Raw genomic sequence first — 15,120 nt, forward strand, 5'->3', positions numbered from 1 at the left:
AACCCCCGTTCTCTTTCGTATCTTTGTACTATGCATGGCGCTCTCAGTGCGATATAATACGAACAGGTCTTCGAATGAGTATCGCCCCGTCGGGTTCTCCGACGCGGATGCGGCGACGCTCGCCGAGATCGCCGCTGCGGTCGAGAAGACTCAGGCCGATCTGGCCGCTCTCCAGGCGCGCATGACCCGCGAGCTCGCGCGGGCAGAAGAGCTGGCCTGCCGTCAGTCGTCCGGCACGACGCGCAGCACCACCGCCAGCGACATGGCGCACCGCGCCATCGCCTCCGAACTCGCCACCCCGCTTCGCATCGCCGACCGCACCATGCAGCGGCGCATGACGCAGGCCGCCGAGATCGCACACGAGTATCCGGCCACGCTCGACTCCCTCGCCGCCGGTCGCATCACGATGGGCCACGTCTACGCCATCGCCGACGCGGGCGCGCACCTCCCTCACGAGGCGCGCGCCGAGTTCGAGGCGGCCGCGCTCCGCAAGAGCGAGAACGACACCGTCGGTCGCGTGCGCCCCGCCCTGCGCATGCTCGCCGAGCGCCTCCACCCGCGCACACTCACCGAACGTCATATCGACGCGCGCGAAACGCGAAGCGTCACCCTGAACCCGCTCGACGACGGCATGTGCGAACTCACGGCGATTCTCCCCCTCATCCTCGGCGAGGGCATCCATAACCGACTCACGCAGCAGGGCGTGTCCCTGCAAGACGAACGGATGCGGGCGACCGACCGCCTGCGCGAGGCCCGCGCGGCGAGTCTGCCCGCGTCCGAGGCCGACGAGATCCTCGCCTCCGACCACCGCACGATCGACCAGCTGCGCGCCGACATCTTCTGCGACATGCTCCTCACCGCCCAGCCGAGCGCCGACCCCACGCGTACCGACGACCGGCCCGGCGCACTCGGCGCCATCCGCGCACACGTCCAGGTGGTCGTGCCGGTGCTCGCGATCGCGGGCACGCACGAGTACCCCGTCGAACTCGCCGGTCGCAGCCCCATCGACGCCGAGACCGCCCGGCAGCTGGTCGGCGCCGAGTCCGGCTGGGACCGCATCCTGACTCACCCCGTCAGCGGCGAGATCCTCGCGACCGACCGCTACCAGCCCACTCCCGACCTCCGCCGCCGACTGCGGGCTCGCGACGCGCACTGCCGTTTTCCCGGATGCCGCGTGCCGGCCATCCGGTGCGAGCACGACCACACCGTGGACTTCGCCCTCGGCGGCAAGACCCGGCTCGACAACCTCGCGGGGCTGTGCCAGCGGCACCATTCGATGAAGCAGTTCACCGCGTGGAAGGTCACGCAGATCGGCGACGGCATCCTCGCCTGGACCTCACCGCTCGGGCGCCCCTACCTCGACCATCCGCCCGCGCCGACGGTGCACTTCGTGCCCGATGAGATCCCGCTCGGCGTGCCCTCGCGCTATGACGATGACGATGACCCGCCTCCCTGGGAGAACTGCGTCTGAATGCCGGCGGGCGGCCGGTGGATCAACACACTTCTGGATCGCGTGGAACTGCTCAATTCCCGCGCCATTCACCGGCGACCTGCAACCCACCCTGCCCCCGGCAACCTCTCCCGGCGATCCTCCCCGCGAGCGTGCTCCGGCAAGGCCACCCCACGTCCCCACCAACCTGCCCCGGCAAGCCCGCCAACCCTCCTCACTCAACCTTCAGTAAGGCGTAAGGTTGCAGCCATGGAGACCTTCTTGCTTCGCCTCGACCGCCTCGCGGGCGGCCGCATGGCCGGCTACCGCGTCGACCGCTCCGACGACCCCCGCGTGAGCCGGGCGTTCCGGGCGATCACGATCCTGCTCGTCGCCTGCTTCCTGCTCGGCATCGCGACCGTCGTCACGTCGGCGTGGCTCACCGCATCCGGCGAGGACGTCGGCTTCGCCGTCTGGATGCGGTGCCTCGTCGTTCTCGGCATCACCACGACACTCTTCTACTTCCTCTGGCGAGCGCGCGCCGGCTGGTACTGGGCGATCCGTCGGCTGCAATTGTTCAGCCGCATCTTCCCGATCGTCGCGCTCGTCCTCGCGGCGATCCCGGGACTCTACCCCTGGTGGGTCATCAGCGAGCAGATCGTGTTCGCCATCCTTCTGATCGGCGTCTCCGACTACCTGCAGTCCGACTACCTCCGCGCCGCCTACCCGAAGCCGCAGCGCCCCTAGCGCAGGGACGGGCAGGATGCTCGATTGTGGCGCTCGGGCCCTGGCAATGGCATGGTCATCTCATAGCGTGTGACCCGAGGAGCAGCAATGCCGTTGTTCGAGATGGAGGCGAGCCCGAAGGGCCGCATGCGGGTCTTCGGGCGCACTCAGCTGCCCTTCGCCCTCGGCGCGGTTCTCATCGCCGTCGTCGCAGCACTCGTCGACCCCTCCCTGCTGGGGCGCTGGCCCATGCTCACGGGCTTCGCACTCACCGCCGTCGCCACGGGCGCCGCCGTCGCCGTCCCCTGGGAGCGGCTGCATCCGTCGGCGATGATCTCGATCGCCGTGCTCGATATCGTCACCGTCGCGTTCCTGCGCGCAGAACTCGCACCGTTGGTACCCGCGGTCACGATCCTGTCGCTCTTCCCCCTGCTGTGGTTGGCCTACGGTTTCCGCTGGTACGGGATGGTCGTCGCCGTCATCGGCGCCGCCTTCATCACGTCGTTCCGCTTCGTGTACATCTCGCGCTGGCCCTCGAACCCTGCCGAGTGGGCGAACGTCGTGACCTTTCCCGTGCTCATCCTCGGGGTCGCTGTCATCGTCTACGTCGCCGCGAACCAGCTGCGCCGCAACAGCAGAAGACTGGCCGATGCTGCACGCGCGCAGGCCGAAGCGCTCCGCGACGCGAAGGATGCCGAAGCGATCGCCCTTGGCATCCTGGACACCGTCACCGCGGGGGTGGCCTTCTACGACGCCGACGGCCGACTGGACGTGGCGAACACCACAGCCCGTCGGATGACCGAGATCGCGGGCTTCCGACTCGACACCCCGCCCTACAGCGGCGAGAACGCGTTTACCGCGGACCGCATCACCCGCATCCCGGATGACGAGCAGATCATCCCGCGAGCGTTGCGTGGAGAGACGATCGACGATCACCTGGAATGGATCGGGCCACCCGATTCGCAGGTCGCGATCATTGCCTCCTCGGGACGCGTGCACCGTGAGGACGGCGTACTGCTCGGAACCGTCATCGTGGCCTACGACGTGACAGAGCTGGCGGATGCGATCGAGGTGCGGGAGCAGTTTCTGCGCACGGTCTCCCACGAGTTGCGCAACCCCATCACGAGCATCACCGGCTTCCTCGACCTCATCTACGAAGCCGTCGAACCCGCCGACACGAAGGTCCACGGCTACATCGACATCGTCACCCGCAAGACCAACGACCTGCTCGACCGCGTACGGGACCTGCTCGCCGCCAACGACGGAGCCAAGTCGCCGAACTGGACCAACAACGACACCGCGTCTCTCGTCGGCGAAGCCGTCGAGCGGGCGCGCAGTCTTGCCGACAGCAAAGACGTCATCGTGCAGGTCACGGGGCCCGACAGTCTGCCGGTCTTCGCGGACGGCGAGCAGCTGACGATCGCGATCACCGAGCTGCTCACGAACGCGATCAAGTTCGGCGACGAGAGCGCCGTCGTCGCCATCCGCTACGGGCTCGTCGGGCGCCGCGTCACGATCGCCGTCACCAACACCGGGCACGGCATCACGCCGTCTGAACAGCGCCGCGCATTCGACCGCTTCTACCGCGCACCGTTTGCGCGCGCCGAGGCGATTCAGGGATTCGGGCTCGGCCTCACCAACGTCCGAGCGATCGTCGCGGCGCACGGCGGCCACATCCACATCGACAGCGTTCACGGCGAACACACGACCTTCACGCTCGACGTTCCCCAGCACCCCTACACGGTCAGCCAGGACTGACCCAGACCTCGCCGGCGGTGTCGTCCCTCGGCGCACCCGAACTCCTGCAGATCCGCCGCATCCGGCCCCGACATGGGCCGCACATCGCGTTCTGCAGGAGTTCGGGCACAACTCAGCCACATGTGGCCCCCACCCACCGCGCCCGCATCCGCACGGGGCGCGCTGGCTGAATTGTGCACCAGACCCTCGGCACACCTCAGCGGGTGCGGAAGAAGACCCCTGTACCGCTCACGCGCCCGCGGCGCCGCTGTCCTTCGCCGCCCGACGGCGCCGGATCTCCGCCTCCAGGGCCGCCGCACGCTCCTCACGCTCGAGGTCGGCGAGCTGCTGCTCCGTCGTGCGCGTGTCGCGCGGGCGCGACACCGGAGCGGGAGCTGCTTCGTCCTTCGACCAGCGACGCAGATCGCCGAAGCTCATGGCCTCGCGCCCGCCGCTCCACTCGCGACCGAGCGTGAACCAGAGGATGGAGCCGACGAGCGGCAGCAGCACGATGAAGAAGATCCACGCGACCTTGGGCAGGAACCGAATCTGATCGTCGCGGCGCGTGATGGCGTCGATGAGCGCCACCACCATGACGGCGAAGATCAGCAGCGCGAGGAACGGCATGCATCCAACGTGCCGCAGCGGGCCGCCGAGCGCAACGGTCGCGTTCCCCGAATCCGGTCATCCGGCCCGCATCCCACGTCCGTCGGAGAAAGCGCGCCCGGTCGGAGGATTCAGCGCCGATCCTCCGACATTCGAGCGAATCTCCGACCGTCTACGCGCCCGACGCCCGACGCCCGACGCGCCCGACGCCCGACGCCCTACGCGCCCGACGCCCGACGCCCTACGCGCCCGACGCGCTCCCGGACCGGCCGTCCACCGGATGCGGGCACCGCGCTCGATACGCGCGGCGTCAGCGAGGGAAGGAGAGGGCGGCGAGCGCGAAGAACAAGAAGACGAGCACCACATTGCCGAGCATCACGAGAAACGCCGACATCGTGAGCCCGGCGAAAGCACGCCGGGCCATGGATGCGCCCTCGGGACCCTTCTTCGCGTACGAGAGGGTGATCAGCCCGATGACCAGGACCTCGATGAGCCCGAGCCACGGTGCCGTCGGGAACATCGCGACCTGCGGAGCGAACACCGCCACGACGCTCCAGGGACCGAGCCGCGCGATCACACTGACCGTCAGCCAGATCAGGTTCAGGATGAACAGCGGCACCAGCCAGGGCCAGGTCTCCCGCACGGTGAACCCGGCCTCGCCCGCATGCGTCTCCGCATTGTGCGCGACGCGCTCATCGACGACGGCCTCGATTCCGGCCTCTTTCGCCGGACTCTCCTGCACCCATCCGCATCCCTCTGCGGTGCATGTGTACGTGATGACGGCCATGCATCCCGACGTTAGCGGGTCCGTGTCTCCGGCATCCGTGCGATCCGCGACCGACGGATGCGGGCAACCCGCGCTCAGCCCGCGACGAGCCAGACGATGACGGCCGCGACCAGCAGCAGCGGCGAGATCCACGCCATCCAGCGGGTCGTCGGCAACGGCTCCCACCACACACGCAGCAGACTCACGACGAGCAGGAAGGCGGCCATGAACACGACCGCGAGGTGCACGCGCATGACCGTGCCCACCACGATCAGGATGACGCCGCACACCTGCATCGCGAACAGCCGCCACAGCACGAGGGGCGGCGGCCGGAACCGGCGGCGCGGGGGCTCGGCACTCACGTTCGGAGGGTGACGGTGCGCATGACACCGGGCTGGAGGAAGAAACGCATGCTCACTTCACCTCGAACGCGTCGACGAACACCTGCGGGAGCACGACGTTCACGGGAGCGGCCTGGAAGAACGGCGCGACGTTCTCGACCTTGTGCCCGGCGATGCCCGTGCCGATCGGCGTCACGAGGAAGGTCGTGTCGGGATGCGCGTGCGCGTAGTCGAGGAAGTCGGCGATCTGCTCGAGCATCGTGTCGAAGCCGCTCATCGTGTCGATCGCGTAGGAGCGACCGGTCGGGCCGTACCCACGCCCCATTCGGCACCGAAGTTCTCGAAGGCGGCGCGCGCGGCCCCCGCACCGTGGTGGCCGCTCGCGTTGCTGCCGAACACGAACACCTCGTCATCGGCGAGTTGCGTCACGACCTTCGGCGTCCGCCGGGCTCGAAGCGATGCGAGGCGCTCCTCTTCCTTCTTCCCGCGTCGTGGCTCACGAGACGGGCCGAGCAGAAGGCTGAGCAGGTCGTTGAACGCGGACATGCACCCAGTATTCAGCAGTGTCTGCGACGTCCGGCAGGATCGTCGGGTGGCACGCATCCATCACATCGAGATCTGGGTCGCCGATCTGCAGCAGACGGTCGCGGAGTGGGCCTGGCTACTCACACGACTCGGTTCCACGCGGCAGAGCGAGTGGGCGAACGGTCAGTCCTGGTCGCTCGGCGAGGCATACGTGACGCTGACCACCTCGCCCGCGCTCTCCGACCCCGCTCACGACCGGCGACGCGCAGGGGTGAACCATCTCGCCTTCGCCGTCGACACCACCGACGAGGTCGACGCCATCATGGCGGATGCGGAGGCACACGGCTGGCGTCCGCTGTACCACGACCGTTATCCGCACGCCGGCGGTCCCGATCACTACGCGGGCTGGGTGGAGAACTCCGCGGGCTTCAAAGCGGAGATCGTCGCCGACCTCAGTCCTGCTCCTGCTTCATGGCGCGCGCGTGCGCGGTTTTCCCGCGCGCGACCTTCCGATCGTCGCGGCGCAGCACGCCGACGAGTTCGACGAACCGGGCCGAGAACGCGCGGAACGCCGTGGACACACTCGTCGCGCGAGGCTCGGGCGTCTCAGCCTCCGCATCCGACATGAGGTGGAGTTCGCCGTCGGTGTCACGGGGCGTCCGGGCGAACGCCACGCACAGGCGCGCGACCCCCTCGGCGTGCCCGTGCATGACCGAGTGCGCCGCACCTCCGATCTCCCAGGTCGACGCGAACGGGATCTCGCGTGCCGCGCGTTCCACCCAGGCGCGCGGCACCACGGCGTCGTGCTCGCCGCGGATGACGAGCGTGTGAGCGCGGATGTCGGCGAAGAGCTCCTCGATCGGAAACCTCATCATCTCCGGCAGCACTCGCACGAACCACCGCGGCCCGCACAACAGGTAGGCGCCCACCGCCAGCACCTTGACCTTGAACGGTTCGTGCCACGTCGATCGGAGGAACCGCAGCGCGAGGCTCGGAAGCCGGCGCGCAGCGGGGTCGACGACCGGGCCGATCAGCACGAGCGTCGAAATCTCCGGCCGTCGCCGCGCGACCTCGCTCACGACCTGCGTGCCCATCGAGTGCCCGACGAGAACGGGGTCCTGGAGAGCGAGCTCGTCGAGCACCGCCTCCACCGCATCCGCATACTGCGCGATCGACATGGCGGATTCCGGATGCGGCACGCCACCGAATCCCGGCAGGTCGAGAGCGTGCACGGCACCGAACTCGTTCAGCTGCGGAGCGAGGCGCTCGAAGTAGGTCGCCGCGACGCCGATCCCCGCAACGAGCACGAAGGAGCGCTCCCCCTCCGCGCGAATGGAAGAGACGCGCGTGTACGCCGGACCGCAGGCCACGCGGCGCACGTCGACGACCGGTTCTGACGCGGCTGTCACGGGGAGGACGCGAAGAGCGCGCCGATGAAGAACAGGAGCGCGAAGGCCGCGGCCGCGTTGCCGACCATCACGAGGAAGGCGGACATCGTGAGTCCCGCGAACGCGCGGCGCCAGAAGGACGCCCCGGCGGGCGCCGTCGACGCGTAGGCGAACGTGCCGACCGCGATGATCACGACCTCGATCGCTCCGATCCACCACGCCTGCAGCATCGCCACCTGTGGAGCGAACACCCCGACCGCGAAATCGTTCGTCACCGCCGCGTACACGCTCACCCCCAACCACACGAGGTTGACGGCGAACAGGGGCCACAGCCACGCCCAGCGCTCCCGCGCCGCGAAGCCTGCGCCACTCGGATGTGACCCGCCGTGCTCGGCGCGCTCGCGCACCGCATCCGCCGACCGCGCGCGGCGGGAGGGCACCGACTGACGCCACTCGCAGTCCGGCTCGACGCAGGAGTAGGTGACGGCGCTCATACCGACCGAGACTATCGGGCCGAGCGGCGGGTACGGAGGCCTTGCACGACCAGCACGATCGTCATCAGGAACGCACGTCGGAGGATGCGTGGAATGTCGGAGCAATTCCGCCGGATCCTCCGACATTCGCGCGAATCTCCGACCTGCCGCGCTATCGGCCCAGCCAGCCGGTATGGGGACCTTTCCCCATACCGGGCGCTCCGCGCTGGCCCTAGTGTGAGGGCGGGGAGGTCTCCATGCCGCTGCTTCGCACCCGTCTGCGCGGATGGGCAGCTGCCGCTGCCGCGCTGACGGTCACGATCGGACTCGTGCCGCTCACGACGACGACCGCCGTCGCAGCCGATGACCCACCGCCGGTCGTGTTCATCCTCGACGCGTCCGGATCGATGGTGCGCGACACGGCGACCGGCGTCAGCCGCATGGATGTGGCCAAGCAGGCCACCGCCGACACGATCCGCGCCCTGCCGCAGGGCACCGATGCCGCGCTGCTGGTGTTCGGTACCGGCACGGGCAACTCCGACGCCGAGCGGGCGGCCGGATGCAGCGACGTGAAGACCCTCGTGCCGCTGGGGCCGGCCGGCGACGCCGCCTTCGCGAGCGCGATCGGGGGCATCGCCGCATCCGGGTTCACACCGATCGGCCCCGCCCTGCGTCAGGCGGTCGGGATGCTGCCGGCCGGCGAGAAGGGCACGATCGTCCTGATCTCCGACGGTGTCGACACCTGCTCGCCTCCCTCGTCCTGTCAGATCGCCTCCGAACTGCATCGAGACAACCCCCTCGTCTCCATCAACGTCGTCGGCTTCGCGGTCGATGACGACGAGGCGGCGCAGCAGCAGATGAGCTGCATCGGCGGGGTGGGCGGCGGCACTGCCGTGTCGGCGTCCGACCCCACCCAGCTCGTCGCCCGACTGCGTGCGGCCAGTGCCGCGTCCGCGGACAATGGTCTCGGCGCCCGCGGCTATCGCGGCGTGCAGTTGGGGATGAGCCTCGACGAGGTGCGCTCCGTCGTCGACGGCGCCGCCGTCGGCGAACCGAAGACGATCGACGGCGTCGTGGTCATCGTGGTCGACTGCGGATGGGGCACGGTCGAGCTGCGCGGCGACCGTGTGTACGCGATCACCCCGAAAGACACGTCCACCACGACGGCCGAGGGGCTCGGCCCCGGAGCCACACTCGCCGATTTCGAAGCCGTCTACGGCCCGCCCGTCGCCGCAGACGGGCCCGGCCCCGACGACACCGTGCTCTACTCGTCTGCCCCCGGCACTCGCGTCGGATATCGCGTCACGACCGAGGCGGGGAGCCAGAGGGTGCGCTACGTCGTGGTGTGCCGCTGCGTCGCATCCTCTGTGTTCGCCTCCGATGTGCCGAACTGGGAGATCGACTTCGACGGCGTCGGCCCCCTCCAACTGGGGATGAGTCTGGACGAGGCACGAGCGGCGGCCCCGTCGTTGAGCGCGGATGCGTCGTACAACGGCATCGACTACTGGACGATCGCCTCGGCCGGATTGCGCGCCTCGTTCTACGAGGGAGCACTGGTCTCGATCACCGTGGCGCGGGACAGCGACGAGTACGGCACGTTCATGACGACGGCCGGGATGCGGATGCCGCACGCCCGCGGCATCCGCATGGGCGAGGCCGCCGCGACGGTCGAGAACGTCTTTCCCGGAGGCACGTACCGCAGCTACCGCATCGCCGGGACGACCGACTACCTCATCGCCAACCGAGCTGGACGGTTGATCACCTTCATCGCCGATCGCAGCTCGTCGGCCCAGACGTCGATCCCGGAGCTGTTCGCCGCGTCCCCGTTGTCGTCGGTGACGGTCGAGGACGCAGGTGTCACCCTCTCGTCGACCATGCGCCAGCAGCTCTGGGGCGGCTGATCAGCGGTAGCCGATCTCGTCGGTGAGCCGCGCCCGCGCCGCCTCCGCCGCATCCGCAAGCGCATTATTCACCCCGCTGCCGGAGGCGTCAGAGAGCGAGGCGATGTCCACTGCCACGGAGAGGACGACATTGCCCTCGAGTCGGAGAGCCACGAGACGGTCGCCGCCGTAGTCTCCGGATTCGACGACGCGCGCCGCGAGCGACGCATCGTCCTGACTCATGACCTCGACAGTCGTGCTGCTGTACGGGGTCGCCGATGGGTCGCTGCCGAACATCCCGCTCGTGTACTGCGCGCAGGGTGCAGCGGAGTCGGCGTACGACGCGAAGTACTCCTCGGCCTCGACCCCCGTCGGAAACTGCAGCGTCGAGGCACGCCCGCTTCCCCAAGCAGCGCTGCGCAGACCGACGATCGCCCACTGCGCATCGAATGCCCAAGGATCGCAGATGGCCGGGTCGGTCATCGCGCCCTCGCGCTCCCCGATCCCCCCGAACACGGCGTCGCGCTCGATCTGATCGACGCCTGTGAACAGGGTGCGGATGCTGTCGTCGTCGAGCGTCAGCCACGCGAGTTCATCGCCCACATAGACGGGCGGCCCGGCAAGAGTGCGCTCCCCGGCAGGCGTCGGGGCGGATGCAGGCACGTCAACCGCGGAGTCCGTCTGCGCCCCGGGCGAGCCCGCGAACGCCACGACCGCCCATGCCCCACAGGCGACCAGCACGACGCCGGATCCGGCCGCGGCGATCCACCAGGCAGTCTTCGACAGGCCGCGTCGCGGGGCGGCGGGATGCGCCCCCGGCAGCTCCGGCCTCGACGCGGGAGCCGCCGTCGGAGCGGCATCGGCGCCCGGCATCCGCGAGGCGGAGGATCGGGGCGCCTGGACGGGGGAAGCGACGGGGACGATGTGCGGCTGCGCATGCGCCTCCGACAGCGACTGCACCTGGACGGCTGCCGCTTCGCGCGCCCACGCGGCGAGTTCCGGGTAGCAGTTCGGGTGCGCACCGATCGCTGCCGCGAACTCGGGGTGACGTCGCGCGATGTCGGCGAGCGCTGCCGCATCCGTCGCGGGATCGTGGACGGCGGCCCAGGCCTGCTCACGTTCGCTGCTCATCGACACCCCCGCACCTAGCGGATCAGACCCAGCGCCACCGCGTAGCCGACGATGAGGAGGAGTCCGAGCCCGATCGAACTGTATCCGATGACCAGCCCGGCGATCGCGAGACCACGGCCGTCTTCACCCGTGCGACGGATCTGTCCGAGCGCGGTGTGCCCGAAGACGATGCCGAGGATCGAGAACACGAACGCGAACACGATCGCGAGGACCGCCATCGTGTTCGTCCGCGGATAGGTAGGTGCGCCGGCCGCCGAAGACGATGCGCCTACGCGCTCACGCGCCTGCATCCGGCGCTCCGAGCCGCGGCTCCACGCGCGCGCCGTCCCCACGACAGCGAGCGGGAGACCGACTGACCTGACCAGCAAGATTACGACGAACATCAAGAGGTTCAGAGCCGAGCCCGAGGCCGACTCCGAGGAGGAGAACGGCCCCGAACCGCTCTGGAGTTGAATCCACAGCGAGAACTGCAACGACCCGATCACGTAGCTGAGCACGACCGGCAGGACAATGACGAACGGGATGACGGCATACCCGGCACCACGCAGCGGGCGGGCGATGGCCCAGCAGAGGAAGGTCAGCAGAGCGACAAGCCCCTCCACCCCCACGTAGAAGATTCCCAGCACCCACGGGCTCATGGCGAGGCCGACGGCGGCGACGGCGGCGAGGAGTCCGAAGACCGCCGCTCCGATCTTGCGACCGACCGTCGGCGCCGCGATGAGAGCGACCACGGTGAGTGCCAGCGGCCCCAGCGGACGGAGCCACCACAGCCCGGGGCCGTATCCGCCATCGGGTGACAGGAGTCCGACGACTGAGCTGATGAGTTGCACCGTCATGAGGATGAGGAGTGCCACGATCCACCCCGGGCGATGGCCCACGGCAACCAGGGCGACATCCTGATCCGGCTGCACGGATGCAGCGCCGGAAGCCGCAGCGGACAACTCGGCCTGCGCTGCCCACGCCCGCAGCTCGGGATAGGCGTTCGGATGCCGGCCGATCTGCGCGGCGAACTCCGGGTGTGCAGCGGCGATGCGCGCGAGCGTCGCGGCATCCGTGGCCGGATCGTGCAGTGCCCGCCACGCGGCCTCGCGCGTCGGGGCAGCGGTCGGCACTCCGGTCACGGGCGCCGCCTCAGCTGAACGGTCCAGTCGCCGAAGGTGATCGTCGTGTCGCCGTCGACGAGCGTGGCGACCCCGGGAACCAGCGACGTCTCGCCGTCCGGCCGGGTGATCGTGGTGCCGTTCGTCGAGTGGAGGTCAGTGACTTCGATGCCGGTTGCGGTGGCGACGATGCTCGCGTGGGTCTTCGACATCGACTTCGTCGCCTCGTCCACGGGAACCAGGAGCGCGCCGGGACGGTCATCCGGCGCCACCGGCGAGCGCCCCACATACACGGAGCCGGCGACGGGAAGCTGGCGCCCGTCCGGGAGCAGCAGCATCCAGCCCGACGCGGACGTCGCGACGCGCGTCTCATCCAGCGACGTCACCGGCGCGGGCGGAGGTGCGAACGCGGCGGCCGGCGCAGGAGCCGCCGGAGCGGCAGGGGGCGGCGGCGCAGCCCAGGCCGGAGGTGCCGACACCGGGGCCGGAGGAGCCGGCGGCACGGCCCACGCGGACTCGGCAGGCACGGACGCAGGAGGCGGCGGAGCGGCGAACACCGGAGAAGTCGGCGGCGGGGGCGGAACCGGAAGCGCAGACGCGGCGGGCGGAGGCGGCACGGGCGGAGCCGCCGCAGCGGGCGGAGGCCCGTACGCCGGCGCCGGCGGCGGCGCGATCGACACCGGAGGAACGTGCGAGACCGTCCCGGGCACGTCGAAGCGGGCTCCTTCGAACTTCGACTCCTGAGCCAGCAGCACCAGCAGCAGGATGCCGCCGACGATGGGGATGAAGCCCACGAAGTAGTAGGCCCCCGAGTACCCGGCGTCGTGCAGGCGCCGCACGGTCGCCGCGAGGATCGGCACGAGGGTGGCCAGGCCGTAGAGCACGGCGACGAACAGCAGGAACGTCGAGAACCCCATGGTGCTGTACGAGAACGCCGTGATGCCCGAGAAGATGTAGAGCACCACGAACGGCACCACGCTCGCGAGATATCCGAACCAGTACTCGGATCGGCTGGCGCGCCCGGTGAAGGTCAATCCCTTCTTCCAGAAGCGCGCGAGGGCGGCAGAGAACGGCGCGCCGGGATACGGCTGCTCGAGCGGCGGCTCGCCGCCGGGGTGTGACAGGGTCATTCGGGTTCCTCCTGGGTTCGGTGCGGGTTCAGGCTCGTGTGCTGATGCCGTGGTTCAGTGCGTCACCTCGGCGATGAGCGCCGCGAGGAGACGGGCGGTGTCTTCCCGCGCGGCCTCGCCGAGCGCCTCGAGCACGCTCGACGAACTCGCCGCGAGATCCGCACGATCCTCGCGGAACCGGATGCCCGCGACCGACTCGTCACCGATGAAGGCGGTGAGCTCGATCTCGCCGCCTTCGGCTGCACGACGCGCTGCCTCCACGAGCGAGCGCACGATGGTGGTGTCGCCGATCAGATACTCGACGACAGCCCCGTGCAGTATCGCGACGAGTGCTGCATCACGAGCGACCAGCACGATCGCCGGAGCGAGATCGTTCTGAGGCGATGTCAGGCTCAGCCACGCCCGCGCCTCGGCCGCCAGACCGGTGAGCAGCGTCGAGGCGGCCAGCTTGAACGGTGCTTCAGGGTCGTCCGCCTCCTCCAGCGATCGCGTCATCTCGGCCAGGGACGCCGCGAAGTCCGGGGGCGTGGCGATGCTGTACGCGCGAAGCGCGGCGACCCCCTGCGCCCCAGCACCCAGCAGCGGGAGAGACTCCACCGGAAGCAGTAGAGCTTGCTCGGCCTGTGTCTGATTCATCGTCACCTTCCTCAGTAGAGCTTGATGCCCATGTCATAGAGCCACTTCGCGGGCTTCTCCAGCACGGTTTCGGCCGCTCGGTTCAGCCAGGGAGCTTTGCGCTCAACGTTGTCGTTGCCCAGGTTCACGAAGCCCTGCAGACCGGAGTAGCGGTCGCCGAGGTTCTCCCCGGGATGGTGTTCCTGCATCCACGTCATGTGCTCGTCCCTGGCGGCGTCGTCCAGCGGGATGAAGAAGCCCGTCATGTCTCTCAGACCGCTCCACACCTGGGAGAGGCCGGGAGGGAGAACGCTGCTGCCCGCATCGGCGGCAGCGAGCATCGCCCCCGAATAGTCACGACTGTTCCATGCCTCTGCGAAGCGCGCCCCCGCGTCGCCCAGCCCGATGCCCTTGAGCGCACTGCTCACGTAGGAACCGTTCGGGAAGACCTTCCAAGGGTCGAACGGCTGCTTCGTCCCTGCGAAGTAGTCGATCGCGAGCCCAGCGAAGTCGACTCGCTCGCTGACCCACCCGCTTCCGTCGATCAGAACATCGTCGACGAGCCAACGAAGCAGATCAGGCAGTTTCCCGCCGGACGCCGATCCCCCGCCGGCCGCTCCGCCGCCCCCGCCGGAGCTCGAGCCGACCGAGCTGGTCTTCTCCTGTTCGTCGGCGTTGCGGCGCAGCGCGGCTGCGGCGTCGCGCAGTCGGCCGGCGGCGTTGTGGACCGCGCGGCTGTGCGACGAGTCCCACTCGTGGCGGAAGCGCACCGCGACGGGTCCGACCCACGCGCTCACCTGGATCGCGTTGCCGACGGTCATCCGATCCTGGTCGAGCTGTGCCGCCTTGTGCTCGAACTGCTGCGCAAGTTGCCGGAGTCCTTGGACATCCGCTCCGTACATCACCATCGCCGGTCTCCTTTACCGTCGGTGCGTCCGCCGTCGGGGAGGGCCTCGCGTCGCGACGCCCTCCCCGCGCGCGTCACGAGTTGGACGTCTGCTCCTGGGCGTTGGCGTTCTGGGTCGCCTTCTGCCCGGCGTCGCGCAGCGCCTGAGAGACCTGCCGCAGCGAGGAGGTGTACTGCCCGCTCCAGTCGTTGCGGAACTGGGTCGCGTCGGGCCCTTCCCACTGCGTCGAGCTGAGCGCGTTGGTGAGCGCGGACAGGATGGCGTCGATGTCGTTCGCCTTCTGGTTGAGCTGCGCGCTCAGCTGCCGGACCTGTTCGACGTCGAGTCCCCAAACGGCCATGATCTACCCCATTTCTTTCGGTGTT

17 protein-coding genes and 1 pseudogene are annotated in these 15,120 nt (G+C 69.3%); 5 read left to right on the top strand and 13 right to left on the bottom strand.

Annotation, left to right across the window (positions count from 1 at the left end):
* Window positions 1-34 precede the first annotated feature (34 nt).
* The 3 genes from ACYVJS_RS16065 to ACYVJS_RS16075 all read left to right on the top strand — a co-directional run bounded on the left by ACYVJS_RS16065 (window position 35) and on the right by ACYVJS_RS16075 (window position 3,913).
* Entirely contained in the window at window positions 35-1,471 is a 1,437-nt protein-coding gene (locus tag ACYVJS_RS16065; RefSeq protein WP_460740857.1) for an HNH endonuclease signature motif containing protein, read from the top strand.
* Between the two features lie 228 nt (window positions 1,472-1,699).
* Complete coding sequence (locus tag ACYVJS_RS16070; protein WP_460740859.1) at window positions 1,700-2,176, top strand: hypothetical protein; 477 nt, start codon at window positions 1,700-1,702, stop codon at window positions 2,174-2,176.
* A gap of 87 nt (window positions 2,177-2,263) precedes the next feature.
* Complete coding sequence (locus ACYVJS_RS16075) at window positions 2,264-3,913, top strand: sensor histidine kinase (RefSeq protein ID WP_460740860.1); 1,650 nt, start codon at window positions 2,264-2,266, stop codon at window positions 3,911-3,913.
* A gap of 228 nt (window positions 3,914-4,141) precedes the next feature.
* On the opposite strand, the gene ACYVJS_RS16080 is transcribed toward ACYVJS_RS16075, so the two are convergent.
* The 5 genes from ACYVJS_RS16080 to ACYVJS_RS16100 form a co-directional block, all read right to left on the bottom strand.
* Window positions 4,142-4,519, bottom strand: a complete 378-nt coding sequence (locus ACYVJS_RS16080; RefSeq protein ID WP_460740861.1) for a PLD nuclease N-terminal domain-containing protein — start codon at window positions 4,517-4,519, stop codon at window positions 4,142-4,144.
* Between the two features lie 289 nt (window positions 4,520-4,808).
* Window positions 4,809-5,285, bottom strand: coding sequence for a hypothetical protein (locus ACYVJS_RS16085; RefSeq protein WP_460740862.1), 477 nt, complete (start codon window positions 5,283-5,285; stop codon window positions 4,809-4,811).
* A gap of 74 nt (window positions 5,286-5,359) precedes the next feature.
* A complete protein-coding gene (locus ACYVJS_RS16090) occupies window positions 5,360-5,626 on the bottom strand; it encodes a hypothetical protein (RefSeq protein WP_460740863.1) in 267 nt (88 codons plus the stop codon).
* Window positions 5,627-5,678: 52 nt separating this feature from the next.
* Window positions 5,679-5,930: an A1S_2505 family phage non-structural protein gene (locus ACYVJS_RS16095; protein ID WP_460740864.1), complete on the bottom strand. Its 252-nt coding sequence runs from the start codon at window positions 5,928-5,930 to the stop codon at window positions 5,679-5,681.
* On the bottom strand, window positions 5,879-6,151 hold the full coding sequence (locus ACYVJS_RS16100) for a hypothetical protein (protein WP_460740865.1): 273 nt from the start codon (window positions 6,149-6,151) through the stop codon (window positions 5,879-5,881). The genes ACYVJS_RS16095 and ACYVJS_RS16100 overlap by 52 nt, the downstream gene beginning before the upstream one ends.
* On the opposite strand from ACYVJS_RS16100, the pseudogene ACYVJS_RS16105 reads away from it, so the two are divergent.
* A pseudogene (locus ACYVJS_RS16105) lies at window positions 6,150-6,581 on the top strand (VOC family protein); the annotation flags it as partial. The gene ACYVJS_RS16100 and the pseudogene ACYVJS_RS16105 overlap by 2 nt on opposite strands.
* Window position 6,582: 1 nt before the next feature.
* On the opposite strand, the gene ACYVJS_RS16110 reads toward ACYVJS_RS16105, so the two are convergent.
* Both ACYVJS_RS16110 and ACYVJS_RS16115 read right to left on the bottom strand, forming a co-directional pair.
* A complete protein-coding gene (locus ACYVJS_RS16110; RefSeq protein WP_460740866.1) occupies window positions 6,583-7,539 on the bottom strand; it encodes an alpha/beta fold hydrolase in 957 nt (318 codons plus the stop codon).
* Entirely contained in the window at window positions 7,536-8,012 is a 477-nt protein-coding gene (locus ACYVJS_RS16115; protein ID WP_460740867.1) for a hypothetical protein, read from the bottom strand. Before ACYVJS_RS16115 ends, ACYVJS_RS16110 begins: the two co-directional genes overlap by 4 nt.
* A 236-nt stretch (window positions 8,013-8,248) precedes the next feature.
* Here ACYVJS_RS16115 and ACYVJS_RS16120 point away from each other — a divergent pair, with 236 nt between their 5' ends.
* Entirely contained in the window at window positions 8,249-9,892 is a 1,644-nt protein-coding gene (locus tag ACYVJS_RS16120) for a VWA domain-containing protein (protein WP_460740868.1), read from the top strand.
* Here ACYVJS_RS16120 and ACYVJS_RS16125 read toward each other — a convergent pair whose 3' ends face one another.
* From ACYVJS_RS16125 to ACYVJS_RS16150, 6 genes are all read right to left on the bottom strand, one after another.
* Complete coding sequence (locus ACYVJS_RS16125) at window positions 9,893-11,002, bottom strand: variant leucine-rich repeat-containing protein (protein ID WP_460740869.1); 1,110 nt, start codon at window positions 11,000-11,002, stop codon at window positions 9,893-9,895. It lies immediately after the preceding gene.
* 14 nt (window positions 11,003-11,016) lie between these two features.
* Window positions 11,017-12,123 carry a DUF4190 domain-containing protein gene (locus ACYVJS_RS16130; RefSeq protein WP_460740870.1) on the bottom strand — a complete coding sequence of 369 codons (1,107 nt, stop codon included), beginning with the start codon at window positions 12,121-12,123 and terminating at the stop codon, window positions 11,017-11,019.
* The gene (locus tag ACYVJS_RS16135; RefSeq protein WP_460740871.1) at window positions 12,120-13,232 is read right to left on the bottom strand and encodes a DUF805 domain-containing protein; all 1,113 of its coding nucleotides are present in this window, start codon (window positions 13,230-13,232) and stop codon (window positions 12,120-12,122) included. Before ACYVJS_RS16135 ends, ACYVJS_RS16130 begins: the two co-directional genes overlap by 4 nt.
* A 54-nt stretch (window positions 13,233-13,286) precedes the next feature.
* Complete coding sequence (locus ACYVJS_RS16140) at window positions 13,287-13,868, bottom strand: hypothetical protein (RefSeq protein WP_460740872.1); 582 nt, start codon at window positions 13,866-13,868, stop codon at window positions 13,287-13,289.
* A gap of 11 nt (window positions 13,869-13,879) precedes the next feature.
* Window positions 13,880-14,755 carry a WXG100 family type VII secretion target gene (locus tag ACYVJS_RS16145; RefSeq protein ID WP_460740873.1) on the bottom strand — a complete coding sequence of 292 codons (876 nt, stop codon included), beginning with the start codon at window positions 14,753-14,755 and terminating at the stop codon, window positions 13,880-13,882.
* Between the two features lie 73 nt (window positions 14,756-14,828).
* Complete coding sequence (locus ACYVJS_RS16150) at window positions 14,829-15,095, bottom strand: WXG100 family type VII secretion target (protein WP_460740874.1); 267 nt, start codon at window positions 15,093-15,095, stop codon at window positions 14,829-14,831.
* Between the last annotated feature and the right edge of the window lie 25 nt (window positions 15,096-15,120).

The sequence above is a fragment of the Microbacterium neimengense genome (genome assembly GCF_054782995.1).

Coding starts and splice junctions, on each gene's coding strand:
- ACYVJS_RS16140 (WP_460740872.1), bottom strand. CDS start 13,868: ATGAATCAGACACAGGCCGAGCAAGCTCTACTGCTTCCGGTGGAGTCT.
- ACYVJS_RS16150 (WP_460740874.1), bottom strand. CDS start 15,095: ATGGCCGTTTGGGGACTCGACGTCGAACAGGTCCGGCAGCTGAGCGCG.
- ACYVJS_RS16080 (WP_460740861.1), bottom strand. CDS start 4,519: ATGCCGTTCCTCGCGCTGCTGATCTTCGCCGTCATGGTGGTGGCGCTC.
- ACYVJS_RS16085 (WP_460740862.1), bottom strand. CDS start 5,285: ATGGCCGTCATCACGTACACATGCACCGCAGAGGGATGCGGATGGGTG.
- ACYVJS_RS16125 (WP_460740869.1), bottom strand. CDS start 11,002: ATGAGCAGCGAACGTGAGCAGGCCTGGGCCGCCGTCCACGATCCCGCG.
- ACYVJS_RS16070 (WP_460740859.1), top strand. CDS start 1,700: ATGGAGACCTTCTTGCTTCGCCTCGACCGCCTCGCGGGCGGCCGCATG.
- ACYVJS_RS16145 (WP_460740873.1), bottom strand. CDS start 14,755: ATGGTGATGTACGGAGCGGATGTCCAAGGACTCCGGCAACTTGCGCAG.
- ACYVJS_RS16135 (WP_460740871.1), bottom strand. CDS start 13,232: ATGACCCTGTCACACCCCGGCGGCGAGCCGCCGCTCGAGCAGCCGTAT.
- ACYVJS_RS16065 (WP_460740857.1), top strand. CDS start 35: ATGGCGCTCTCAGTGCGATATAATACGAACAGGTCTTCGAATGAGTAT.
- ACYVJS_RS16120 (WP_460740868.1), top strand. CDS start 8,249: ATGCCGCTGCTTCGCACCCGTCTGCGCGGATGGGCAGCTGCCGCTGCC.
- ACYVJS_RS16075 (WP_460740860.1), top strand. CDS start 2,264: ATGCCGTTGTTCGAGATGGAGGCGAGCCCGAAGGGCCGCATGCGGGTC.
- ACYVJS_RS16095 (WP_460740864.1), bottom strand. CDS start 5,930: ATGGGGCGTGGGTACGGCCCGACCGGTCGCTCCTACGCGATCGACACG.
- ACYVJS_RS16115 (WP_460740867.1), bottom strand. CDS start 8,012: ATGAGCGCCGTCACCTACTCCTGCGTCGAGCCGGACTGCGAGTGGCGT.
- ACYVJS_RS16100 (WP_460740865.1), bottom strand. CDS start 6,151: ATGTCCGCGTTCAACGACCTGCTCAGCCTTCTGCTCGGCCCGTCTCGT.